The 23,448-nt window shown below is 63.3% G+C and carries 19 protein-coding genes; 6 read left to right on the top strand and 13 right to left on the bottom strand.

From position 1 onward, the window contains the following. Window position 1 precedes the first annotated feature (1 nt). The 3 genes from rnr to rpmG all read left to right on the top strand — a co-directional run bounded on the left by rnr (window position 2) and on the right by rpmG (window position 3,074). Complete coding sequence (rnr, locus tag BLQ76_RS19245) at window positions 2-2,263, top strand: ribonuclease R (RefSeq protein WP_090676669.1); 2,262 nt, start codon at window positions 2-4, stop codon at window positions 2,261-2,263. A gap of 2 nt (window positions 2,264-2,265) precedes the next feature. Further along, window positions 2,266-2,703: a DUF983 domain-containing protein gene (locus BLQ76_RS19240; RefSeq protein ID WP_090676763.1), complete on the top strand. Its 438-nt coding sequence runs from the start codon at window positions 2,266-2,268 to the stop codon at window positions 2,701-2,703. Window positions 2,704-2,906: 203 nt separating this feature from the next. After that, complete coding sequence (gene rpmG, locus BLQ76_RS19235; RefSeq protein WP_015915679.1) at window positions 2,907-3,074, top strand: 50S ribosomal protein L33; 168 nt, start codon at window positions 2,907-2,909, stop codon at window positions 3,072-3,074. 340 nt (window positions 3,075-3,414) lie between these two features. Here rpmG and BLQ76_RS19230 read toward each other — a convergent pair whose 3' ends face one another. Together BLQ76_RS19230 and BLQ76_RS19225 are read right to left on the bottom strand one after the other, a co-directional pair. Continuing rightward, the gene (locus BLQ76_RS19230) at window positions 3,415-4,773 is read right to left on the bottom strand and encodes a PleD family two-component system response regulator (protein WP_090676668.1); all 1,359 of its coding nucleotides are present in this window, start codon (window positions 4,771-4,773) and stop codon (window positions 3,415-3,417) included. A 6-nt stretch (window positions 4,774-4,779) separates the two neighbouring features. Continuing rightward, window positions 4,780-5,151 carry a response regulator gene (locus BLQ76_RS19225; protein WP_090676666.1) on the bottom strand — a complete coding sequence of 124 codons (372 nt, stop codon included), beginning with the start codon at window positions 5,149-5,151 and terminating at the stop codon, window positions 4,780-4,782. A gap of 117 nt (window positions 5,152-5,268) precedes the next feature. Here BLQ76_RS19225 and BLQ76_RS22275 point away from each other — a divergent pair, with 117 nt between their 5' ends. Further along, complete coding sequence (locus tag BLQ76_RS22275; protein ID WP_170842678.1) at window positions 5,269-5,580, top strand: DUF3572 domain-containing protein; 312 nt, start codon at window positions 5,269-5,271, stop codon at window positions 5,578-5,580. After that, on the top strand, window positions 5,577-6,263 hold the full coding sequence (locus BLQ76_RS19215) for a hypothetical protein (RefSeq protein WP_090676665.1): 687 nt from the start codon (window positions 5,577-5,579) through the stop codon (window positions 6,261-6,263). Before BLQ76_RS22275 ends, BLQ76_RS19215 begins: the two co-directional genes overlap by 4 nt. A 154-nt stretch (window positions 6,264-6,417) precedes the next feature. On the opposite strand, the gene dnaE is transcribed toward BLQ76_RS19215, so the two are convergent. Then, window positions 6,418-9,882 (bottom strand): DNA polymerase III subunit alpha, encoded by a 3,465-nt coding sequence (gene dnaE / locus BLQ76_RS19210; RefSeq protein ID WP_170842677.1) that lies wholly within the window; start codon window positions 9,880-9,882, stop codon window positions 6,418-6,420. Between the two features lie 506 nt (window positions 9,883-10,388). On the opposite strand from dnaE, the gene BLQ76_RS19205 reads away from it, so the two are divergent. Then, window positions 10,389-10,817 carry an organic hydroperoxide resistance protein gene (locus BLQ76_RS19205; RefSeq protein ID WP_090676663.1) on the top strand — a complete coding sequence of 143 codons (429 nt, stop codon included), beginning with the start codon at window positions 10,389-10,391 and terminating at the stop codon, window positions 10,815-10,817. Between the two features lie 102 nt (window positions 10,818-10,919). On the opposite strand, the gene bla is transcribed toward BLQ76_RS19205, so the two are convergent. The 10 genes from bla to nuoL form a co-directional block, all read right to left on the bottom strand. Beyond that, window positions 10,920-11,795: a class A beta-lactamase gene (gene bla, locus BLQ76_RS19200; RefSeq protein ID WP_090676661.1), complete on the bottom strand. Its 876-nt coding sequence runs from the start codon at window positions 11,793-11,795 to the stop codon at window positions 10,920-10,922. Window positions 11,796-11,848: 53 nt separating this feature from the next. Further along, window positions 11,849-12,562 (bottom strand): ABC transporter ATP-binding protein, encoded by a 714-nt coding sequence (locus BLQ76_RS19195; RefSeq protein WP_090676660.1) that lies wholly within the window; start codon window positions 12,560-12,562, stop codon window positions 11,849-11,851. Then, window positions 12,559-13,869, bottom strand: a complete 1,311-nt coding sequence (locus tag BLQ76_RS19190) for a lipoprotein-releasing ABC transporter permease subunit (protein ID WP_090676658.1) — start codon at window positions 13,867-13,869, stop codon at window positions 12,559-12,561. The genes BLQ76_RS19195 and BLQ76_RS19190 overlap by 4 nt, the downstream gene beginning before the upstream one ends. Further along, complete coding sequence (gene proS, locus BLQ76_RS19185) at window positions 13,866-15,191, bottom strand: proline--tRNA ligase (protein WP_090676657.1); 1,326 nt, start codon at window positions 15,189-15,191, stop codon at window positions 13,866-13,868. The genes BLQ76_RS19190 and proS overlap by 4 nt, the downstream gene beginning before the upstream one ends. A 421-nt stretch (window positions 15,192-15,612) precedes the next feature. Continuing rightward, window positions 15,613-15,879 carry a DUF1467 family protein gene (locus BLQ76_RS19180; RefSeq protein ID WP_090676655.1) on the bottom strand — a complete coding sequence of 89 codons (267 nt, stop codon included), beginning with the start codon at window positions 15,877-15,879 and terminating at the stop codon, window positions 15,613-15,615. 83 nt (window positions 15,880-15,962) lie between these two features. Continuing rightward, entirely contained in the window at window positions 15,963-17,573 is a 1,611-nt protein-coding gene (locus tag BLQ76_RS19175; RefSeq protein WP_090676757.1) for a ribonuclease J, read from the bottom strand. Between the two features lie 112 nt (window positions 17,574-17,685). Continuing rightward, the gene (locus BLQ76_RS19170; RefSeq protein ID WP_280140083.1) at window positions 17,686-18,456 is read right to left on the bottom strand and encodes a biotin--[acetyl-CoA-carboxylase] ligase; all 771 of its coding nucleotides are present in this window, start codon (window positions 18,454-18,456) and stop codon (window positions 17,686-17,688) included. Window positions 18,457-18,479: 23 nt separating this feature from the next. Beyond that, a complete protein-coding gene (gene nuoN / locus BLQ76_RS19165) occupies window positions 18,480-19,925 on the bottom strand; it encodes an NADH-quinone oxidoreductase subunit NuoN (protein ID WP_090676653.1) in 1,446 nt (481 codons plus the stop codon). Window positions 19,926-19,943: 18 nt separating this feature from the next. Beyond that, a complete protein-coding gene (locus tag BLQ76_RS19160) occupies window positions 19,944-21,452 on the bottom strand; it encodes an NADH-quinone oxidoreductase subunit M (RefSeq protein ID WP_090676651.1) in 1,509 nt (502 codons plus the stop codon). After that, a complete protein-coding gene (gene nuoL, locus BLQ76_RS19155; RefSeq protein ID WP_090676648.1) occupies window positions 21,452-23,440 on the bottom strand; it encodes an NADH-quinone oxidoreductase subunit L in 1,989 nt (662 codons plus the stop codon). Before nuoL ends, BLQ76_RS19160 begins: the two co-directional genes overlap by 1 nt. Between the last annotated feature and the right edge of the window lie 8 nt (window positions 23,441-23,448).

Raw genomic sequence — 23,448 nt, 5'->3', positions numbered from 1 at the left:
CATGTCGAAACGAGGGACAACCCGTGACGGCGTCGATACGCTCAGCCGCGAAGCGGTCCTTCGTTTCATTGCCGATCACCCGGACCGGGCGACCAAGCGTGACCTGGCCAAGGCGTTCGGTGTAAAGGGCGACGCCCGACTGCTCCTCAAGGATATTCTCGCGGAACTCCAGGCGGAGGGTGTTCTGGCTGGAGGCCGTAAGCGCTATTCGCAGCCCGACCTCCTGCCGAGTGTCGCGGTCCTCGAGATCCGTGCACGCGACGACGAGGGCGGTCTTCTTGCCGATCCGGTCGCATGGGAGAGCGAGATCGTCGAACGCCCGCGCTTCAGGGTGCGACAGGAGACCGGTCGAACGGCAGGCGTGGGCGAGCGCGTTCTAGCGAAGCTCGACTACGAGGCGGAAGTGGGTCCGGTTGCAACCGTGATCCGGGTGCTCGAGCGTCAGCGCGCGCGGGTGATCGGCGTCTTCCGCAACCAGCCGGGCGGAGGCGGCCGGGTCGACCCCGTCGAGCGACGACAGCTGGAATACGCGGTCGGGCCAGGCGACACGATGGACGCCCAGGATGGCGATCTCGTCGAGATCGAACCGAGCACCCGCTTTCGGGCCGGCCTGCCCACGGGCTCGGTTGTCGCCGTCATCGGTTCCATGCGAACCGAGCGGGCGATCACCACGATCGCTCTGCACGCCCATTCCATCCCCCATGTATTTCCGAAATCGGTTCTGACGGAAGCCGAAGCCGCCGGCGCGGCGACGATGGACGACCGGGAGGACTGGCGGGATCTCTCACTCGTCACGATCGATCCGCGCGATGCGAAGGATCACGACGATGCCGTTCACGCGCGGCTCGACGACGATCCGGCCAATCCGGGCGGCATCGTCGCGACCGTCGCGATCGCCGATGTATCCTGGTACGTCAGACCGGGCACGGCGCTGGACCGCGAGGCGAAGCTGCGCGGAAACTCGGTGTATTTTCCGGACCGCGTCGTCCCCATGCTGCCCGAGAGGATCTCCAACGATCTTTGCTCGCTTCGGCCCGAGGTGGACCGTCCCGCGCTGGCCGTCCGCCTCGTCTTCGATGTCAGGGGCGACAAGCGCCGTCATTCCTTCCATCGCATCATGATGCGCAGCCATGCCAAGCTCGCCTACGAGCAGGCACAGGCCGCTATCGACGGGCTTCCGAACGAAGTCGATCCGAGTCTCATCGAGACGGTGCTTCGTCCTTTATGGTCGGCGTATGCCAAGCTCTCCGCCGCCCGGGAGCGTCGGCAGCCACTCGATCTCGACCTGCCTGAGCGCAAGATCATCCTGAACGAGGCGGGACGGGTCGACCGGGTCGTCGTTCCCGACCGTCTGGATGCTCATCGCCTGATCGAAGAGTTCATGATCCAGGCCAACGTTGCGGCAGCCGAGGAGCTGGAGCGGCATCGGCAAGCGCTGATCTATCGCGCCCATGACGCCCCGTCACTCGCTCGGCTCGAGGCACTTCGCGATTTCCTGCGTACGCTGGAACTGCCCCTTGCCAAGAGCGGCGCGCTCAAGCCCAGCCATTTCAACGGCCTTCTGCACACCGTGAAGGGAACAGAGCACGAGAGCCTCGTCAACGAAGTGGTTCTCCGCTCGCAGAGTCAGGCGGTTTATTCACCCGACAATATCGGGCATTTCGGGCTGAACCTGCAGCGTTACGCCCACTTCACCTCGCCGATCCGTCGCTATGCGGACCTGGTCGTACATCGGGCGCTGGTTCTGGCTCTCGAACTCGGTCCCGGCGGACTGACGCGCGAGGAAGAAGCGGTGCTCGACGAGACCGCCGAGGAGATCAGCCGAGCCGAACGGCGCGCCATGGCGGCAGAGCGCGACACGGTCGACCGCCTGATCGCCCATCACCTGGCGGATCAGATCGGAGCGGAGTTCGACGGCAAGATCCAAGGTGTCACGAAATCCGGACTGTTCGTCCAGCTGCCGGCCTTCGGCGCCGACGGATTCGTTCCGGTCTCGACGCTTGGGTCGGACTACTTTCGCTTCGACGAAGCCGGCCACGCATTGGTCGGGGAACGCTCGGGTCTCGGCTTCCGTTTGGGCGATACGGTTCGTGTGCGGCTCGTAGAAGCGCAACCCTTGGCGGGCTCGATGCGCTTCGAGATGCTGACTGAACCACGCAAGCTACCCGGCGGCAACGCGTCGTTCCACAAAAGCAACCTGCGCCGTGGACATCGTCGCGGACCGCCGAAGAACGTGGCCGGACGGGTCAGGAAGAGACGATGACGATGCAACCCAAAGGCCTCGCATTCGAAGCCTCCGACGAGACGAGTCTGCGGGACATCGCGATCCGCCCCCTCTGGCGGTCCATCGGACGGGGCCTGCTGATGCGCTGCCCGAAATGTGGCGAAGGCAAACTGTTCGCCGGATTTCTGCGGAGCGTCGATAGCTGCGCGGTGTGTGGTGAGGTCATGCAGCATCACCGAGCCGACGACCTTCCCCCTTATCTAACTGTCTTCATCGTCGGGCACCTTGTCGTGGCGCTCTTCATGGGTGTCGAGGAGGTGACATCACTTCCACTCTGGGCCCATCTGGCGATCTGGGTACCAGCGACCCTTCTTCTCTCGCTCGCTCTCCTCAGACCGCTCAAGGGCGGAACGATCGGTCTGCAATGGGCTCTGCGGATGCACGGTTTTGGCGGAAGTGAGCCGTCCCACGATCATTGATGGACTCGGCCTGACGGCGAACCTCTTGACTTCGCATGCGCTGTGAGTAGTGTCCGCGCCATGAACGGACCGGCAAAACCGGGCCGCTCGGGGCCTTTGGTCCGCTCGCCGGTTCGATGCCCGTCCCCTTTGAAACCCATTCGCCGGTGGTGCCCGCTCTTGCAGCGGTGACGCCCGACGAAATCTAGATACGAGCACGACCGATGGCCAAGGCGACCACGATCAAGATCAAGCTCCTCTCGACCGCCGACACCGGCTTCTTCTACGTGACGACAAAGAACAGCCGTACGATGACGGACAAGATGACCAAGACGAAGTACGACCCGATCGCGCGCAAGCACGTTGAGTTCAAGGAAACCAAAATCAAGTAAGTCCGGAGCCCTTCGGCCCGACAATGCGCCGCCCACCGGGCGGCGTTTTCGTTTCTTGAGGTCTATGAGCGAAGCGTCTGCGGCGTGAGATGTGGCCGGCCGGCGCTACGGTCGCGGTACGAGGACACCGCGTATGACCGCATGCCGGCCGACCGCCCCACGGGACCCAGGAGATGCGGCGGACCTGAGCACTCCATGGGGACCTCGGGACGACAGACCTAGATCCTGCCGTCGCAATCCCTCACGCCGAAAGACTTGCCGAGAATCGATTCGCAATCAACCGGTTCGCGATCTTTTATAACATGCGGGTTCACGCTTGGTTAACCCCAAGCGCCAAAAGCTACGCCGCCAAGGTGACGACGCGATTACGACCGTTGTGCTTGGCGGAATACACCGCCATGTCGGCCCTCTTCAGAAGCGTTGCGTCTGTATCGTACGGACCGAGGGTCGCGCAGCCGGCACTGATCGTCAGACGGATCCCCCCGGCTACGGCAATCGGTGTCGTCGAAACGAGAAGACGCAATCGCTCGGCGATCACGTTGGCGGACGCAGGATCCGTATCCGGTAGAACGAGAACGAACTCCTCGCCACCAAGCCGGCATGCCAGATCGCTCGCTCGCAGGCTCTCGCGCAACCGCCCGGCGAACTCGCGCAGGACCTCGTCTCCGACATCGTGGCCGAAACGGTCGTTGATATGCTTGAAGTGGTCGATGTCGACGACGAGGAGCGACAGCGCCCTGCCGTCTTGAGCCGAGCGCTCGACGGCCTTGGGAAGATGCCCCTCCAGGAACCGGCGATTATGGAGACCGGTCAGCGGATCAATCGTCGCGAGCTCGATCGTTTCCTGCAGGCTGCGGCGAAGATTTTCGCTGTAGCGACGACGCTTGATCTGCGTGCGGACGCGGGCGAGCAACTCGTTCCGATCGATCGGGCGCACGAGATAATCGTTGACGCCCAGCTCGAGCGCTCGCGCGACCCGCTTTTCCTCATCGGTCGGTGCGATCACCAGGATCGGCAGTTGCCGTGTCGCCTCGTCGGACCGCAGACGAGAGCACAGGCGCAGCGCATCGTGTCGCCGGCTCGCCAGATCGGCGATCACAAGATCGGGCTGCGACTGCGACGCCAACATTGCCGCGAGCTCCTCGAGCGACTTGACCGTCGTGACACGCTGTTCCCCGCGGAGCATGCGCGAGAGCCTGTCGCTTTCCAGCGGGTTCTCCTCGATCAGAACGACGGCCCCGTCCGTGCCGACGACGTCCGAGACGAAGCCGTCCTCGCTCAGGATCGCCAACGTCGTCTGCGCGCGTACGCGCAGTTCATCGGTCAGCATCTTCAGCCGCGTCAGCGAGCGAATGCGCGAGAACAACGGCAGATCGCGGACCGGCTTGACCAGGAAGTCGTCGGCGCCGGCTTCCAGCCCGGTTACCCGATCGGCGGCTCCATCGAGAGCCGTCACGAGAACAACCGGGATATGCTGTGTCGCGGGGTCGGATTTCAGCCGGCGACAGGTCTCGTATCCATCGATCTCCGGCATCATGACGTCCAGGAGAACGATGTCGATCGCCTCGGCCTGGCAGATCTCAATGGCCTCGCTTCCGCTGCTGGCGGTCCGGACCTCGTAGTATTCCTCCTGGAGACGGATTTCCATGAGGCGCAGATTGATCTGCACGTCGTCGACGACGAGTACCTTGGCAGTCATGGCGACTCAGCGATCCCCGAGAAAGGATTTGATGGTCTCGATGAAGCGTACGACCGAGATCGGCTTCGAGATATAGGCCTCGCATCCGCCCTGCCGAATGCGCTCCTCGTCGCCCTTCATGGCGAAGGCCGTGACCGCGATCACGGGAATGGGTTTGAGTTCGGGATCGTCCTTCAGGCGGCGCGTGACCTCCAGGCCCGAGATCTCAGGGAGCTGGATGTCCATCAGGATCAGGTTCGGACGGCTCTCGCGCGCCAACTCGACGGCGGTGAGGCCGCTGCGCGTTTGAACCGTCCGGTAACCATGCGCTTCGATCAGATCCCGGAAGAGCTTCATGTTGAGCTCGTTGTCTTCGACGATCATGACGGTCTTGGTCATACGCGATACCTCATTGCCAGACGCCACGTCGGCCGGATTTCCGGCACCTGCCCTCCAGACTTAAGCCGATTTGATTTAAGAAATTGGGAATTGACACGATCGGGAGCGGGCTCGTCCATGAACACGAAAAACGGCCGCATGGAGGACGAAGCAAACGGGAGTGCGGCGGAGCTGGCGATCGAGGCCTTGTCCTTCGTCGCCGGCGATCCGGTGATCTTCAACCGATTCCTACGCCTGACCGGACTGGAGCTCGAGAATCTGCGGACCGCGGCTGGAGAACCGGCGTTTCTGGCTAGCGTGCTCGACTTCATCCTGTCCGACGAGCGGCTTGTCGTCACCTTTGCGGATGAATCCGGCCAGCCCGCGGTTCGCATTACCGAAGCACGCCAACAGCTCGGAACGACGCTCGCCATGGGAGACGGATCTTGAACGCGTCTTCGGATACGACGGCAGGTCCCGCGATAGCGGAGCTTCCCCAGGCCCGTGACGCGCTCGTCGTTCTCGACGTGGATGAGGTGGTCCTGCATTTCATCGCGCCCTTCCAGGAACTGCTCGCGAGTTTCGGCGCCCGCCTTCACTTCGACAGCTTCAAGATGACTGGCAATGTGCGTTCGCAGTCGACGGGTGCGGCCCTTACCGGCCATGAGCTCGATCGCTCGACCGAGCAGCTCTTCCGCGAACAGGAACGGCGCCAAACGCTGGTGGCCGGCGCCCGCGATGCCATTCACCGGTTAAGCACGATCTGCGACGTGGTCTTCCTGACGGCGATGCCGCCGCAGCACTACGAGCCACGACGTCGGTTGCTGGACCGAGAGGGTCTTGCGGACCGCCCGATGATCGCGACGCTCCGTTCCAAAGGCGCCCTGATTGCGGAGATGAGACAGCGATGGAGCGGACCGATCGCGTTCGTGGACGATCTCCCATCCAATCTGGATGGCGTACGACGGTCGGTTCCGGACGTGCACCTTCTCCACCTCATGGCCGATCAGAACTTTCGACCACACCTTCCGCCGTTGCCAACGAACACATCCGAGGCCTCGGACTGGGTCGAGGCCGAACGCATTCTGAGGGACATCATCACCCTGAGGGAGACACGCACGGCGGACGTTTGACCGCACGTACGACGGTGGGAAGATAGCGCTTCCACAATGGTGCGCGGATCGCCCTCCCCGCCACGATCGGCATCGACGTTCGAGAACAGACCGTATGGGAAGCCGACCGCCGTCCGGCTCCCCATCGTCGCGTCTCTTGGCGTGACCTCAATCGCTAAACGAGCTCGACATCGACAACACCCGGCGCCGCCCGGATCGCACTCGCCATCTGCGGGGAAACGCGGAACTTGCCCGGCAGCGCGATCTCCACTTCGCCCTCGTCGCGCAGCAGGATCAGAGAGACTTCGCTTTCTCCGCCGTCGCGCAACTGCGTTCGCACCCGCTCGAAGGGCTTGGCATCGCGAAGAAAGATGCGCAGTCCGCGCTGCATGCGTTCGGCCTCGCTTTCCAGCGACTGAACGGAAGCGGCCCGAAGAGAGATGCCTTCCGGACGATCTTCGGCAGCCACCGTCACGATCACCGACGCGCCAGGTTCCAGCATGTCACGGAAGGCGACCAGGGTCTCGGTAAAGAGAACGACTTCGTACTGTCCCGTGGGGTCGGACAGTTGCACGATGCCGATCTTTCCGCCGGTTCGTGTCTTACGTTCCTGCCGCGAGGTGACGGTGCCGGCCAGACGCCCGGCTGACTGTCCCTTGCGCACGCCCGCCACGACGTCCGCGTAGGACTGGACCTTCATGCGCTTGAGCGTCGCCGCATATTCGTCGAGGGGATGGGCGGAGAGATAGAAGCCGATCGCCTGGAATTCTCGCAGCAGCTTATCAGCCGTGGTCCATCCGTCCACGACGGCCAAACGCAAGGGCTCGGGTTCGGAGCCCCCGCCGAACATGTCGTGTTGTCCCGAGGTGCGCCCCCCTGCGGCAAGTGCCGCGTAGGCAGCCAGCTTATCGAGGTTCCCGACGAGTCGTGCGCGGTCATGGCCGAAACCATCGAGCGCGCCTGCGGAGATCAAGTGTTCCAGCGTCCGCTTGTTCACGATCTTCGGATCAATGCGGGCGCAGAAATCCTCGAGGCTCTTGAAGAGACCTCCCGAAACGCGCTGCTCGACGATGTGGTCTACGGCCTGCTGGCCGACGCCCTTGATCGCCGCCAGCGCGTAGAGAATCTTGCCGTCCTCAACCTCGAAGGCGCGATGCGAGACATTAACCGAGGGCGGCACGACCTCGATGCCGAGGCGCCGGGCGTCGAGGCGGAAGTCGTTCAGCTTGTCGGTGTTGCCCATATCGAGGGTCATCGACCCCGCCAGGAACTCGACCGGATAGTTCGCCTTCAGATAGGCGGTCTGGTAGGAAACGAGCGCGTAGGCGGCCGCATGGCTCTTGTTGAAGCCGTAGTCCGCGAACTTCGCCAGAAGGTCGAAGATCGTGTTGGCTTGCGCCTTCTTGATACCGCCGCGCTCGCAGCCTTCCACGAAGCGGACGCGCTGGACGTCCATCTCGGCACGGATCTTCTTGCCCATCGCACGGCGCAGAAGATCGGCCTCACCCAGCGTGTAGCCCGACAGGACCTGGGCGATCTGCATCACCTGCTCCTGATAGACGATCACGCCCTGCGTCTCGCGCAGGATGGGCTCGATCTTGTCGTGGATGATCTCGACCTCTTCCTCGCCGTGCTTACGCGCGTTGTAGACCGGGATGTTCTCCATCGGGCCGGGGCGATAGAGGGCGACGAGGGCGATGATGTCCTCGAAGCAATCCGGACGCATGCCGATCAGCGCCTTGCGCATGCCGACCGACTCCACCTGGAACACGCCAACGGTCTCGCCGCGTGTCAGAAGATCGTAGGTCGGCCTGTCGTCGAGCGGCAGGGCCCCGAGGTCGATACTGATGCCGCGACGCGCGATCAGATCGACGGCGGTCTTCAGCGTTGTCAGCGTCTTCAGCCCGAGGAAGTCGAACTTCACCAGTCCCGCCTGCTCGACCCACTTCATGTTGAACTGGGTGACCGGCATGTCGGAGCGCGGATCGCGATACATTGGGACGAGGCGCGACAGCGGCCGGTCGCCGATCACGATGCCGGCGGCATGCGTCGAGGCGTGGCGGTAGAGACCCTCGAGCTTGAGCGAGATCGTGAGGAGGCGATCCACGACCTCTTCCTTCTCGCGCGCTTCCTGTAGCCGCGGCTCACCCTCGAGCGCCTGCGCCAGTGTTACAGGATTGGCTGGGTTGGCCGGCACCATCTTGCAAAGCTTGTCGACATGGCCGTAGCTCATTTCGAGAACGCGGCCGACGTCGCGCAGAACGGCGCGCGCCTGCATCGACCCGAAGGTGATGATCTGCGCGACCTGCTCGCGTCCGTACTTCTGCTGGACGTAACGGATCACCTCCTCGCGCCGGTCCTGACAGAAGTCGATGTCGAAGTCCGGCATCGACACGCGGTCGGGGTTGAGGAAGCGCTCGAACAGAAGGGCGAAGCGCAGGGGATCGAGGTCGGTGACGGTCAACGAGTAGGCGACGAGCGATCCAGCGCCAGACCCGCGGCCGGGCCCGACGGGGATTCCATTGGCCTTCGCCCACTTGATGAAGTCCGACACGATCAGGAAGTAGCCGGGGAACTTCATCCGCTCGATGACGGAAAGCTCGAACTCCAGCCGTTCGCGATAGATCTCGACCGTCTGGCCCGGCGCGGGACCATGCGCGGCCAGACGCCGCTCGAGCCCCTCCTCCGCCTGTCGGCGCAGCTCGCCGGCTTCCGCTCGCTCGGCTTCCTCCGCCACGGCATCGGCACCGGCGAAGCGCGGAAGAATCGGCTTGCGCGTGCGCACGCGCGTCGAGCATCGCCGTGCGATCTCGATCGTGTTCTCCAGAGCTTCGGGCAGATCGGCGAAAAGTTCCGCCATCGCGTCCTGCGACTTGAGGCAGTGGTCGCGCGTAAGGCGCCGGCGATCCTCGTGGCTGACAAGACGGTTCGAAGCGACGGCGATCAGCGCGTCGTGCGCATCGAAGTCCTCGTCGCAAAAGAAGAACGGCTCGTTCGTCGCAACGAGCGGCAGCTCCAGCTCGTAGGCGAGCGCCAGCGTTTCGAATTCCGTGCGACGGCCCCGGTTCTCGTGGCGCTGCAACTCGACGTAGCAGCGATCACCGAACAGGGCCTTGAGGCGCTCGAGACGCGATTTGGCCAGCGAGCCCTGACCGACGGCGATTGCGGTTCCAATCGGCCCGAGGGGACCGCCCGTCAGAAGGATCACACCGTCCGTGCGTCCCTCCAGCCAATCGGCCAGAATATGCGGCCGCTGGTTGCCGTCATGCGCAAGGTAAGACAGCGACACAAGCTCTACGAGGTTCTCGTAGCCCTTGTCGGTCGCCGCGATGAAGACCAGAGGCGCGGCCGGCCCAAAACCCGAACGGTCGCGCGGATTGACCTCCACATCGCGAAAGTCGACTTCCAGCTGACATCCGATGATCGGCTGAACGCCGGTCTTGGCGGCCTTTTCGGAGAACTCCAGCGCTCCGAAGAGATTGTTCGTATCCGCTATGCCGATAGCCGGCACGCCCTCGCTTTTTGCGAACTTGACGATCTGCTCGACGCGGAGCGCGCCTTCGAGAAGCGAGTAGGCGCTGTGGACGCGCAGATGGATGAACTTGAGATCCGGGGCAGGACCCGCTGGAGCGTCGACCAAGACGAAATCCTCGCTTTCGTCCCACGCATCATCGATGCCGGGATGAAGCCGCAGGTTCGCCTCGTCGTCGCCTGTCGGCGAATCGAAGTCCAACCCATCGGCGGAAGATTCCGCAGTGTTCCAATCCACGACCAGGAGTCCATCCTGAGATTTGGTGCTTCCGGGGGAGCCAACCCGTCATCCACCGTTCATTCGCATGCGATCACATCAGGTGTGCCAACATGGCCGCCGCTGCGACGAACAATGTGACCGCACTCAACGAAGCCAGTTCGCGCATGACAACCATGATGCCCTCCTTCTGTGTTCCCTTTTTGTTCGAAATCGAGCGAACCGTCAATCGAAAACAGTACGTATCGTGAACACATGGAGAACGAAGCTGGGCGGATACGATTTCGGAGACGACCCTAGACAAGACCGTCCGTCCGTCCTATATCTTTATCGCGACAAAAATTATCTTAGCATCAAAAGTTGTCTTGTCTGCGACGAGCACGATCCTGGAGGCTGTGATGGCCGTGAATGTTATCTACAAGACCACCGCCCAAGCGACTGGCGGTGGCCGAAACGGCCACGCTCGCTCGGACGATGGCTCGGTCGACGTGAACCTCGTCGTTCCCAAGGAGATGGGCGGTCCCGGGGGAGAGGGTGCAAACCCCGAGAAGCTGTTCGCTGCTGGCTACTCAGCGTGTTTCCTGGGCGCCCTGCGTGGCATTTCGCCAAAGGTTGGAGTCAAGGTGCCTGACGGCACGACGGTTCAGGCCGAAATCGGCTTCGGGCCCCGTTCCGAGGGTGGCTACGGCATCACCGCGGATCTGACGATCGACCTGCCGGGGCTCGACCGTGCGGAGGCCGAGAAGCTCGTGGCCGCCGCGCACGAGATCTGCCCCTACTCCAACGCGACGCGCAACAACCTGGACGTCGGCCTGATCATCGTTTGATGGCGTGTCATGTCCGGCGGCGACGGGACCGCCGGAAGGCGTTGCCAGGCCGCATGCGGACATGACGCCCGTGTCAATCACACCGATCTTCCGGACGCGCTCCTAGCGGCCGAGTTCACCGGCCAGCGCTTTTCCGATCGCCGCGATGGCTTCATTGCGGCGATCGAAACTCGCTTCCGTTTCCGTGATGTAGACGCTTGCTACGACTGGCTTGCGATCGATCGGCCAGATCACGGCGACGTCGCCCATCGTTCCATACGCGCCGCCACCTGTGCGGTCGCCGACGCGCCACGACGCAGGCAAGCCCGCACGAAGCTTGGCGCCTCCCGTCGTGTTGGCAACCATCCACCCCTCGAGCATCAGTCGGGTCGTCGGTTGAAGCGCGTTACCCAACAACAGGCTTTCGAGCGATCGGGTCATCGCTTCCGGCGTCGTCGTGTCGCGCGGATCACCCGGCGTCGCCTCATTGAGCTCCGTCTCGCGGCGGTCGAGCCGGGTCGTGTTGTCGCCAATGGCGCGGATGAAGGCGGTCACACTCTGAGGGCCACCGAGCGTATCGATCAGGATGTTGGCGGCGGTATTGTCGCTCATGGTAAGGGCCGCCTGCAACACTTCGGCCATGATCATCGTGTTCTCGCCGACGCGCTTTTCCGTGACAGGTGAGTAGGTCACGATGTCGTCCGGCGCGATCGAGATGCGACGCGTCAGATCTTCCTCGCCTCGCTCGACGCGCTTAAGCGTTGCAGCGCCGGCCAGTACCTTGAACGTCGAACACATCGGAAAGCGCTCGTCGGCGCGATGCCGCCACCACACGTCGTCATGCGTATCATGGATTGCGACGCCAAGCCGCGCACCGATCGCCGACTCCTCACGGCGGATAACGTCATCGAGACGATCGTCGGCCCGCGCGGAGCGGGAAGCCAAGAGGGCGAAGCCGCCGGCAAGCGTCGCGAAGCGGCGGCGGTCAAGTATCAGCATAATGCGTATTCCGAATCGATTCGACGGGACCGATCAACGGCCGGGCCGTCGATCTAATCGAGAACGAGGTCCACGATATGACCATCCCTCAGGGTAACCGCCCGATCCATGCGGCGCGCTAGATCGTGATTGTGCGTGGCGATCAGGGCCGCGACGCCTGCCTGGCGTACAAGTGCCGTCAAGGCGTCGAAGACATAGGTCGAGGTGACCGGATCGAGATTGCCCGTCGGCTCGTCGGCCAGGAGAACGTAGGGGTTGTTGGCGACAGCCCGCGCGATGGCAACCCGCTGTTGCTCGCCGCCCGACAGCTCGGCGGGACGATGGCTGGCCCTGGCGCCTAGCCGCATATAGTCGAGAAGCTCCTTGGACCGTTCCGCCGCCATGCCGCGCGACAGACCGCGGATCATCTGGGGCAACATGACGTTTTCGAGCGCGGAGAACTCCGGCAGCAGATGATGGAACTGGTAGACGAAGCCGATCGTGCCTCGGCGCATCTGCGTGCGCGCAGCGTCGTCCATCTGCCCGCAGGATACGCCGTTCACCACCACGTCGCCGCCGTCCGGTCGCTCCAGGAGTCCGGCGATATGAAGGAGCGTCGACTTGCCGGCCCCCGATGGCGCCACGAGAGCCACCATCTCCCCTGCCCGCAGAACCATGTCGGCTCCGTCGAGGATGGTCAGCGCCGTCTCGCCCTGATGGAAGCGGCGTTCGACTCGATCGAGCCGGAGGGCCGGATGAGGGTCGGTCGTTGCGGAGGACTGGGTCATTCGTAGCGAAGCGCCTCGACCGGATCGAGCTTCGACGCTCGCCACGACGGGAAGAGCGTCGCCAAAAACGACAGGCCAACGGCCATGAGAACCACGGTGACGACTTCGCTCGGATCGATTTCAGCGGGCAACCGGCTCAGGAAATAGAACTCCGGATTGAACAGCGTGGTCCCTGAGACCCATGAGAAGAACTGCCGGAGGTTCTCGATATTCAGGCAGAACAGCGTGCCAAGGACGAAGCCTGCGATGGTTCCCGCCACGCCAATCGATGCCCCCGTGATCAGAAACACTCGCATGATCGAGCCGCTGGTCGCGCCCATCGTGCGCATGATGGCGATATCGCGGCCCTTGTCCTTCACAAGCATGAACAGGCCCGAGATGATATTCAGCGCGGCCACTAGGACGATCAACGTCAGGATGATGAACATGACGTTCCGCTCGACCTCGAGCGCAGAGAAGAAGCTCTGGTTTTGCGTCTGCCAGGTCACCGTGTAGGCCGGACGGCCCGCCGCCTGCTCGATAGCACCCTGAAGATCCATGACCCTGTCCGGGTCCTGGACGAAGATCTCGATCGATTGCGCCTGGTTCTCGGCATTGAAGAACAGCTGCGCTTCGACGAGCGGCATGTAGACGTAAGCTGCGTCATACTCCGACAGTCCGATCTCGTAGATCGCAACGATCGGATAGGCTTTGACGCGGGGCGTCGTGCCGAGTGGCGTGACATCGCCGTCGGGCGATACAAGCGTGATCGAGTCGCCCAACCGCAGACCGAGATTGTCGGCGAGCCGCTGGCCGATTGCAACGCCCTGGCTCGTGTCGAAGTTCGCGAGCGTACCCTGGCGGACGTTGGACGCGATTGGCGCAAGCTTTGCCAAGTCGTCGCCGCGGACACCCTTGACGAGAGCGCCGGTGCTGGTCCCATTCGCTCCGCTGGCGAGCACCTGCCCCTGCACCAGCGGCATCGTGTAAGCGACGCCGGGTACGGTCTCGATCTTCGCGGCGACGTCCTCGAAATCCGTGAGCGGCCGATCCATCGGCTGGAGAATGACGTGACCATTGACGCCCAGAATGCGCGTCAGCAGTTCCGCACGGAAACCGTTCATCACCGACATGACGATGATGAGCGCTGCCACACCCAGCATGATGCCGACGAACGAGAACCCCGCGATGACCGAGACGCCGGCATCGCGGCGGCGGGACCGCAGGTAACGACCCGCGATCATCCACTCGAACCGCGAGAACGGCCGCGTCCCGCCGGTCGCGCGCGCCGACGCGCTGTGAGCGCCCAGGTCGGCGACGGTGGTCATGCGGCGCTCAACAGACGTACGACATCATCGATCGGCATGGTCTGCCGTTCGCCGGTCATGCGGTCCTTGATCTCTGCCTCACCGCTCTTGGCCCCACGCGGACCGATGATCACCTGCGTCGGCAGACCGATCAGGTCCATGGTCGCGAACTTCGCGCCGGCTCTCGTGTCCTCGTCGTCATAGAGCGTATCGAGGCCAGCCGCCTCGAGTTCAGCGTAGAGCCGCTCGCAAACCGCATCGCAGTCGGCATCGCCCGGCTTCATGTTGACGAGGCCGACGCGGAACGGCGCGATCGAGGCCGGCCAGCGGATGCCGTTCTCGTCATGGCTCGCCTCGATGATCGCGGCGATCAGACGGCTCGGCCCGATACCGTAGGACCCCATGAAGACCGGCGTCTCACGTCCATCCGGTCCGGTCACCGAAGCGCCCATGGGTTCCGAGTACTTCGTGCCGAAGTGGAAGATGTGACCAACCTCGATGCCGCGCGCCGCGACCCGGTCGCCTTCCGGTATTGCGTCGAAGGCCGCGGTATCATGCATCTCTTCGGTAGCCGCATAGGGTGTGGTCCAGGCCCGCACGATATCCGCAAGACCCGCACCGTCGCCGAAATCGACGCCTTCGCCGGGCACGGTCATGTCCAGGAAATCGCGGTGGCAGAACACTTCGCTCTCGCCCGTCGAAGCGAGGATGATGAACTCGTGGCTCAACTCCCCCCCGATCGGCCCCGTATCGGCGCGCATCGGGATCGCCTTCAGACCGAGCCGCTGGAAGGTCCGGAGGTAGGCGACGAACATGCGGTCATAGGCGACCTTCGCCGCCTCGTAGTCGAGATCGAAGGAGTAGGCATCCTTCATCAGGAACTCACGCGAGCGCATGACGCCGAAACGCGGACGCACCTCGTCGCGGAACTTCCACTGGATGTGATAGAGGTTGAGAGGCAGATCCTTGTAGGATCGGACATACGAGCGGAAGATGTCCGTGATCATCTCCTCGTTGGTCGGCCCGAACAGCAGATCGCGCTCGTGGCGATCTTGAATGCGCAGCATCTCCTTGCCGTAGTCGTCGTACCGTCCGGACTCGCGCCATAGGTCCGCCGACTGGATCGTGGGCATCATCATCTCGATCGCGCCGGAGCGATTCTGCTCCTCGCGGATGACGTCGCAAACCTTGTCCAAGACGCGCTTGCCGAGCGGAAGCCAGGCATAGATGCCGGCAGCCTGTTGCCGGACCATGCCCGCCCGCAACATCAGGCGATGCGAGACGATCTCGGCCTCCTTCGGCGTCTCCTTGAGGATGGGCAGGAAATAGCGGGACAGACGCATGACGACTCGCGGGAGGAAACGGTGTTGGTATGAGCCAGCGTGCCTGGCCGCAGCGGCGTTCTACCGGCTCGCCTTCCCCTTGGCAAAGCGCGAGCCACAGTCCTTCGAAAGGGCTATCGTCCCAAGCTTTCGCGAGAACGGAGACGGCTGTGCGCAAAACTTGCGCGAGCTGGTGCAAAAAATGCCGAAACTTGCGTCAGACCATATCGACAGAGCGATCAGACGCGGAGTATGTTGGTTTTGTGAAAGGCAGCGTCGCAAAGACGCACCACCACCGCCGGTCTCGTTTGGGAGGACGCGATCTTCGGCGCATGGACATGCTGCCCCGGCCAACGTCGCCGGCAGAAGATCCAGACCGGCCATTCTGAATGCGAGGCGAAAGCCTCGCATTTTTTTTGCCCTGACGCCCGCTCGGCGAAGTTCAAGTCCCCGGTATGATATGCGGGAAGCTGCCCGGACCGACGCCCCAGACCTCGGTCACGAGGTAGAACAAGCCCAGCACGATCGCCGACACGAGCGTCGTCCACAACGCCTTCCGAGCGAACGAGAAGCGGGCCGGCGCGCTGTGCGCCGTGCCGAGAATGACGTCGTCCTCGTCGATCTGCGAGCGCATTCCGATGGGTAGGATCGCGAACAGCACCGTCCACCAGATCACGAAATACAGGGCGAGCAGCGTGACGATACCCATGCGGGCTTCCTCCGGGCTCGCGCAACGCGTGCGCGAGCTTCTGGCAAGGTGCTAGCGGCGTAATCCGACGGAAACGGGGCGCCTCAGGAGCGAGACACGAAGACCGTCACCGCCGGCTTCTTGCCCCAGGCATCGTTGGCTTCCGCCCGCACGGCGCGACGAACCGCCTCGCGAACCGTCTCGAGATCCTTGCGACGACCGCGGGGAATCGACTCCACCGCGCCGCCGGCCGCATCGATCAGAGCTTCGACGATGCTTTCGCCTTCCTCGTCCTTTTCCGGCAGTCCCATGGCAACGACCTGCGGGTCGTCGACGAGCTCCAACTTCTGATCCACCTCGACCAGAACCGAGACATGCCCCGCCAGAGCCAAGCGGCGACGCTCGCCAATTCCCATCTGTTCGGCCGTACCGATCAGATAGCCGTCCTTGTACCAGCGACCGAAGGGAACCTCGTCGATGATCTCGGCCGGTCCTGGCGCGAGGCGAACCATCTTACCGTCACGCAACGACACGATCTCGCCGACGCCAAGCTCGCGTGCCAATTCCGCATGCGCGCGAAGGTGCTGTGCCTCGCCGTGCGCCGGCACCGCGATCTTCGGGCGGATCCACTCGTACATCTGCCGCAGCTCGGAGCGACGTGGATGTCCTGACACGTGTACCAATCGATCATGGTCTTCGACGACCTTGATCCCGCGTTCGATCAGGTCGTTCTTGATCTCGAGAATGGCCTTCTCGTTGCCTGGGATCGACCGGGACGAGAAGATGACGGTATCGCCGCGTGACAGCGCGACGGACGGATGCTCGTCCCGCGACAGGCGAGCCAGCGCCGCGCGCGGCTCACCCTGGCTGCCGGTCAGGATAATGACGGCCTTCTCCCGCGGGATGTAACCGAAGTCCTGTTCACTCAAGAAGGGTGGGATACCGTCGAGATAGCCGAGCTCGTTCGCGACATCGGCGACGCGCTTCATGGAACGGCCCATTAGAAGAACCTGACGGTCCGCATCGCGCGCGGCCTCGGCGATCGATCGGATACGGCCGACGTTGGATGAGAAGGTCGTGATCGCGACCCGGCCTTCCGCCTCGCGGATGATCTCGGTCAACGACTGATTGACGTCGCGCTCGGAGGGCGACACGCCCTCCCGCATCGCGTTGGTGGAGTCGCATACGATCGCCAGCACACCCTCGTCGCCGATCTGCCGCAACCGTGCTTCGTCGGTCGGATCGCCAAGCGCCGGAGTTGGGTCGATCTTCCAGTCCCCCGTGTGGAGCACGGTTCCGGCCGGCGTGCGAATGGCAAGCGCGACGGGTTCCGGAATGGAGTGGGTCACGTTGACCGCTTCGATGGAAAACGGTCCGAGATCGAAGCGATCACCGGCCTTGAACAGCGTGACGGGCACCTTCGCTGCGCCCGGTTCGCCCTCCCGCTTCGCTGCGAGAAGCGCGGCCGTGAAGGCGGTCGCGTAGACGGGAACCTTGAGGCGCGGCCACAGGTCGAGGACCGCGCCGTAGTGATCCTCGTGAGCATGCGTGATGACGAGGCCCTTCAGTTGGCCCTTGCGCGCCTCCAGAAAGGAGATATCCGGAAGAACCAGGTCGACACCCGGAAACTCAGGCCCGGCGAAGGAGACGCCGCAATCAACGGCAATCCACTCCCGCTTGTCGGCCGGACCATAGCCGTAAAGGGCGAGGTTCATACCGATCTCGCCGATGCCGCCGAGCGGCACAAATACCAATTCGTTCACTCTTGTCTCTCTTCTGCTTCGCCCGTCCGGGCTCGTCCAATTTCGTTTGGGCCATAGCCCCGTGTCATCTCGATGAGCCGTCGCGGCCTTGCGGCGCGCCAGGCAGTAGGAAAAGGTCGCCCGCGGAAAACGAGCGCAATTCGCCGTTCGGCAATTCCAGAAGCAATCGGCCGGCGGCGTCCAGATCGCGGAAGCGACCGTCGACGGTCGATCCGTCCGGCAGGTTGACGCGACACGGACCACCAACCCCACGGGCATGGGCGAGCCAGCGTTCGCGGATGGCTGCGAAGTGGCGTCCACGGTCCCAAATGTCTAGAGCCTGCGCCGTCGCGGCAGCGAGCACTTCGAACACCACATCCAACGAGGCATCGACGCCGCAGGCGCGCAGCGTCGTGACCTCGTAGGGCACGCCTTCCGGCGCGTAAGCGACGTTGACGCCGCAGCCTATCACGACGGCTTGGCGACCGTTGGACAGGCGCTCACTCTCGAGGAGGATTCCGACCGCTTTGGCACCCCGCACGAGAACGTCGTTAGGCCACTTGATCTCGACGTCCCGGGAGACAAGCCCCGGTAAACTGGCCAAGGCGTCCCGAATGCCGAGCGCCGCGACGAGCGGCAGGTTCCCGAGCGCCGCGACCGGCGCAGGGTCAATCAACAGGAGGGTCGCGTACAGATTGCCCCGCTCCGACACCCATTGCCGGCCGCGACGACCACGACCGGCCGATTGGCATTCGGCCGTGACCCAGAGGGGGCCAGGATCGCCGGACCGAGCCGCCTCCATGGCGACACTGTTCGTCGACCCGACCTCGTCGAGCGACAGACGGCGAACCGCCAAGGCAGATCGGGCCGACGGACGGTTCAGAAGAACGACTGCGCTGCCGAAGCCGCTGCGGCGAAGATGGGACCGGCCAGGACGATGTAGGCCGGGAAGACGAACAAGGTCGCCGCCCCCATCACCACCTTCAGTTCCGCGCCCATAGGTTCGAAGCCGGCGACCGGTTCGTCGAACCACATCACCTTCACGATGCGCAGATAGTAGAACAGGCCGATCGTCGACGCGATGACGCCGATCACCGCCAGCGGCACCAGGCCTGCCTGAACCGCGGCGACGAAGACGTAATACTTGCCCCAGAAGCCGAGCAACGGCGGCAGCCCTGCCAGCGAAAGCATGAGGGCCGACAGCGCGATCGCGAGGATCGGATGGGTGCGGGATAGACCGGAAAGGTCGGAGACCTCTTCGACCATGCCATCCGTGCGGCGCATCGCGAGAATGACCGCAAACGTCCCCAGCGTCATGGCGACATAGGTCACCATATAGATCAGGACGCCTTGAACCCCCTGCTCCGTTCCGGCCGCGAGACCGACCAGCACGTAGCCCATGTGGCCGATAGAGGAATAGGCCATCAGACGCTTGAGGTTTCGTTGTCCGATCGCCGCGAAGGACCCGAAGACCATCGATGCGATCGAGATGAAAACGAGAACCTGCTGCCAGTCAGGCGTCAACGGTCCGAAGCCCTGCACCGTGAAGCGCGTGAGAAGAGCGATGGCCGCGACCTTGGGTGCACCTGCCAGCAGCGCCGTCACCGGAGTCGGCGCCCCCTCATAGACGTCGGGCGTCCACATATGGAAGGGCACCGCCGACATCTTGAACGCAAGGCCAGCCAGCACGAAAACCAGACCGATCAGCAGTCCGGTGGAACGCGCGCCCTCCTGCGCGACGTGTGTCGCGATGGCCGAGAATTCGATCTGACCGGTGAACCCGTACACGAGCGATGCACCGTACAGCAGCATGCCGGACGACAGCGCCCCGAGCACGAAGTACTTCAGGCCCGCCTCGGTCGATTTCACGTGGTCGCGCGCGATCGCCGCGATAACGTAGATCGCCAGCGACTGGAGTTCGAGGCCCATGTAGAGAGCGATCAGATCCCCGGCCGACACCATCAACATCATGCCGATCGTCGACAGGACGACCAGCACCGGGAACTCGAAGCGGTCGAAGTGCTGTGCGCTTGCGATATTGACCGACATCAGCAGCGCGGCCGCCGAGCCGATCAGAACGAGCGTCTTCATAAAACGGGCGAAGGGGTCGAGAATGACCGATCCGCCGAAGGCGACACCGGTCGGCGCGACGAACATGAGCCAGACCGCAGCGAACAGGATCAAACCGACTGCAAGCGACAGGACCGTGCGCCCGGAGCGCTCACCCAGGAACGTCCCCACCATCAGAAGGCCCATCGCGCCGACGGCCATGATAAGTTCGGGCCCGACGATCGGCAGGCTGTCCGCGACGAATTGCGAGAACATGGGTATCTCCTGCCGTTCTTATTGAGCGGAAGCGACGCTGCTGGCCGCTTCGAGAGCGGCCGTGTAGCTGCTCAGGATGTTGTCCACCGACGCGGTCGTGACGTCGAAGACGGGCATCGGGTAGACCCCGAAGAACACGGTGAGGACGGCCAGCGGATAGAGCAGGAGTTTCTCGCGTGGCGAAAGGTCGAGAATGGTCCGCAGGTTCTCCTTGGTCAGCGCTCCCAGAATGACGCGGCGGAAGAGCCACAGAGCGTAGGCCGCCGACAGGATGATGCCGGTTGTCGCAAAGATGGCGACCCAGGAGTTGGCGCGAAACGCTCCCATCAGCGTGAGGAACTCGCCCACGAAACCCGACGTCCCGGGCAGGCCGACGTTGCCCATCGTGAACAGGAGCATCATCGCGGCATAGGCCGGCATGCGGTTCACGAGACCGCCATAGGCGGCGATGTCGCGCGTGTGCATCCGGTCATAGACGACACCGACGCATAGGAAGAGCGCTCCCGAGATCAGGCCGTGGCTCAGCATCTGGAAGATCGCGCCCTGAAGTCCCTGCTCGTTGGCTGCGAAGATACCCATTGTCACGAAGCCCATATGCGCCACCGACGAGTAGGCGATGAGCTTCTTGATGTCCTCCTGCATCAACGCGACCAGCGACGTATAGATGATCGCGACAACGGAAAGCGTGAACACGAACGGCGCGAACTCGGCCGATGCCAACGGGAACATCGGCAACGAGAACCGGATGAAACCGTAGCCGCCGAGCTTCAGGAGGATACCGGCCAGAATGACGGATCCGGCAGTCGGGGCTTCGACGTGCGCGTCCGGCAGCCAGGTATGAACAGGCCACATCGGCATCTTGACGGCGAAGGACGCGAAGAACGCGAGCCACAGCCAGGTCTGCATCGACGCCGGGAACTGGTAGCGCAGAAGCTCCGGGATCGAGGTCGTGCCCGCAACCGCGTACATCGACATGATGGCCACCAGCATCAGCACCGAGCCGAGGAAGGTGTAGAGGAAGAACTTGTAGGAGGCGTAGATGCGCCGCTTGCCACCCCAGACGCCGATGATCAGGAACATCGGGATCAGGGAGCCTTCGAAGAAGACGTAGAAAAGCACGATGTCGAGCGCGCAGAAGACGCCGACGACCAGCGTCTCCAGCACGAGGAAGGCGATCATGTAGGACTTCACGCGCGTCTGGATCGCCTCGCGGCTTGCGAGGATGCAGATCGGCAGAAGGAAGGTCGTCAGGATGACGAAGAGCATCGAGATGCCGTCGACGCCCATCCGATAGGCGATGCCGCCCGAGAGCCACTCCACTTCCTCGACGAACTGGAAGCCGGCGACGCCCTCGTCGAACCCGATCCAGATGAAAAGCGACAGGACGAAGGTGAAGCCCGACGTCCAGAGCGCAATGCGACGGATATTGTCCCGACCACCGGGCGCCTCTTCGTTCGCGAAGAGGATCAGGATCGCGCCGACCAGCGGAAGGAAGGTGATGGTCGATAGGATCGGCCAGCCGGACATCAGCGCATTCCCCCGAACATCATGAAGGTGACGAGCGCCGCGACGCCGATCAGCATGACGAAGGCATAGTGGTAGAGATAGCCGGTCTGCAGTTGCACGACGCGATTGGTCACGTCGAGAACGCGCGCGGACACGCCGTCCGGGCCAAGCCGGTCGATGACCGCGCCATCGCCCTTCTTCCAGAGGAAGCGTCCGAGCCACTTCGCGGAGCGCACGAACAAGAAGTCGTACAACTCGTCGAAGTACCACTTGTTGAGCAGGAACTGGTACAGTCCCGAGTTGCGCGCTGCAAGTTGAGCGGGTTTCTCAGGCGAGCGGACGTAGAAGATGTACGCGACGATAAAGCCAAGAGCCATCGCGATCGTCGGTGACCAGACGACCAGTCCCGGCACCTCGTGCGACTCATGCAGGATGTGGTTTTGCGGTCCCGAGAACAGCGCCCCGTTCCAGAACGTATCGTAGGAGCCACCCAGGAAGAACGGGTAGAAGACGATGCCGGCCAGAAGCGCACCCGCCGACAAGATATAGAGCGGCACGAGCATGACCTGGGGCGACTCGTGGACGTGGTGCATGACCTCGTGGCTCGCACGCGGCTTGCCGTGGAACGTCAGGAACACGAGGCGCCAGGAGTAGAAGCTGGTCAGCGCGGCCGCGATCACGGTCATGATGTAGCCGTACATTGCGAAAGCGTTCTCGCCGGCGAACGCACTTTCGATGATGGCGTCCTTCGAATAGTAGCCGGCCGTAAAGGGGAAGCCTGTCAGCGCCAGCGTGCCGATCATCATCGTCCAGTAGGTGACCGGGATGTGCTTCCGAAGGCCACCCATGTGCCGCATGTCCTGCTCGCCGTCCACGGCGTGAATGACCGAGCCAGCACCGAGGAACAGAAGTGCCTTGAAGAAGGCGTGCGTGAAGAGGTGGAACACAGCCGCCCCGTAGGCACCGACGCCGAGCGCCACGAACATGTAGCCGAGCTGCGAGCAGGTGGAATAGGCGATGACGCGCTTGATGTCGTTCTGCACGAGCCCGACCGTCGCCGCGAAGAAGGCGGTCGTGGCACCGATGAAGGTCACGAACGTCAACGCGGAATGGCTCAGCTCGAAGACAGGCGACATGCGTGCCAGCATAAAGACGCCAGCGGTGACCATCGTCGCCGCATGGATCAGCGCCGAGACGGGCGTGGGGCCCTCCATGGCATCGGGAAGCCAGGTATGGAGACCGATCTGGGCTGACTTGCCCATAGCACCCATGAAGAGAAGGAGACAGATCGCCGTCATCGCGCCGCTCGCCGAAAGCGAGTAGCCCGCGAACTGGAGGATGGGCTGCGCCGTGTGAGCGGCTTCGCCTGCCGCCGCCCCATGTTCGCCACCGAGCTGCGCAACCATCTGGCCGGCGCCTGCGAAGATGTCGGTGAGGTTCACCGAACCGAAGACGACGAAAAGGCCAAAGATGCCAAGAGCGAAGCCAAAGTCGCCAACCCGGTTGACGACGAAGGCCTTCATCGCCGCCGCGTTAGCCGAGGGCTTCTGGTACCAGAATCCAATCAGAAGATAGGACGCGAGGCCAACGCCTTCCCAGCCGAAGAACATCTGGACGAGGTTGTCCGCCGTCACCAGCGTGAGCATCGCGAAGGTGAAGAGCGAGAGATACGCGAAGAAGCGCGGACGCGAGTCGTCGTGGTGCATGTACCCGATCGAGTACACGTGGACGAGTGCCGAGACCGTGTTGACCACCACCAGCATAACGAGCGTTAGCCGGTCGATCCGAAGCGACCAAGAGACATCCAGGGTACCGGCCTTGATCCACTGAAGGACCTTGATGCTCTCGACGCCGTCGACGCCGATCAGGAAGGCGATCCAGGACAGAACAGCGGCGACGATCAGGAGGCCGGAGGTGACGTATTCCGAATTCTTGGCGCCGATCGCGTTGCCGAAAAGGCCGGCAACCAGGAAGCCAATGAGCGGGAGAAGGACGATCAGCGTGTACATCGCCGCGC

Source organism: Aureimonas jatrophae (genome assembly GCF_900104035.1).
Classification (GTDB): domain Bacteria; phylum Pseudomonadota; class Alphaproteobacteria; order Rhizobiales; family Rhizobiaceae; genus Aureimonas; species Aureimonas jatrophae.
The sequence above is the reverse complement of the archived record's forward strand: the minus strand, read 5'-3'. Positions and strand labels throughout refer to the sequence as shown.

Excerpts from the sequence above, each read along its gene's own strand:
- rnr (WP_090676669.1), top strand. The coding sequence starts at position 2 with ATGTCGAAACGAGGGACAACCCGTGACGGCGTCGATACGCTCAGCCGC.
- BLQ76_RS19240 (WP_090676763.1), top strand. The coding sequence starts at position 2,266 with ATGCAACCCAAAGGCCTCGCATTCGAAGCCTCCGACGAGACGAGTCTG.
- rpmG (WP_015915679.1), top strand. The coding sequence starts at position 2,907 with ATGGCCAAGGCGACCACGATCAAGATCAAGCTCCTCTCGACCGCCGAC.
- BLQ76_RS19230 (WP_090676668.1), bottom strand. The coding sequence starts at position 4,773 with ATGACTGCCAAGGTACTCGTCGTCGACGACGTGCAGATCAATCTGCGC.
- BLQ76_RS19225 (WP_090676666.1), bottom strand. The coding sequence starts at position 5,151 with ATGACCAAGACCGTCATGATCGTCGAAGACAACGAGCTCAACATGAAG.
- BLQ76_RS22275 (WP_170842678.1), top strand. The coding sequence starts at position 5,269 with ATGAACACGAAAAACGGCCGCATGGAGGACGAAGCAAACGGGAGTGCG.
- BLQ76_RS19205 (WP_090676663.1), top strand. The coding sequence starts at position 10,389 with ATGGCCGTGAATGTTATCTACAAGACCACCGCCCAAGCGACTGGCGGT.
- bla (WP_090676661.1), bottom strand. The coding sequence starts at position 11,795 with ATGCTGATACTTGACCGCCGCCGCTTCGCGACGCTTGCCGGCGGCTTC.
- BLQ76_RS19195 (WP_090676660.1), bottom strand. The coding sequence starts at position 12,562 with ATGACCCAGTCCTCCGCAACGACCGACCCTCATCCGGCCCTCCGGCTC.
- BLQ76_RS19190 (WP_090676658.1), bottom strand. The coding sequence starts at position 13,869 with ATGACCACCGTCGCCGACCTGGGCGCTCACAGCGCGTCGGCGCGCGCG.
- proS (WP_090676657.1), bottom strand. The coding sequence starts at position 15,191 with ATGCGTCTGTCCCGCTATTTCCTGCCCATCCTCAAGGAGACGCCGAAG.
- BLQ76_RS19180 (WP_090676655.1), bottom strand. The coding sequence starts at position 15,879 with ATGGGTATCGTCACGCTGCTCGCCCTGTATTTCGTGATCTGGTGGACG.
- BLQ76_RS19175 (WP_090676757.1), bottom strand. The coding sequence starts at position 17,573 with ATGAACCTCGCCCTTTACGGCTATGGTCCGGCCGACAAGCGGGAGTGG.
- nuoN (WP_090676653.1), bottom strand. The coding sequence starts at position 19,925 with ATGTTCTCGCAATTCGTCGCGGACAGCCTGCCGATCGTCGGGCCCGAA.
- BLQ76_RS19160 (WP_090676651.1), bottom strand. The coding sequence starts at position 21,452 with ATGTCCGGCTGGCCGATCCTATCGACCATCACCTTCCTTCCGCTGGTC.
- nuoL (WP_090676648.1), bottom strand. The coding sequence starts at position 23,440 with ATGTACACGCTGATCGTCCTTCTCCCGCTCATTGGCTTCCTGGTTGCC.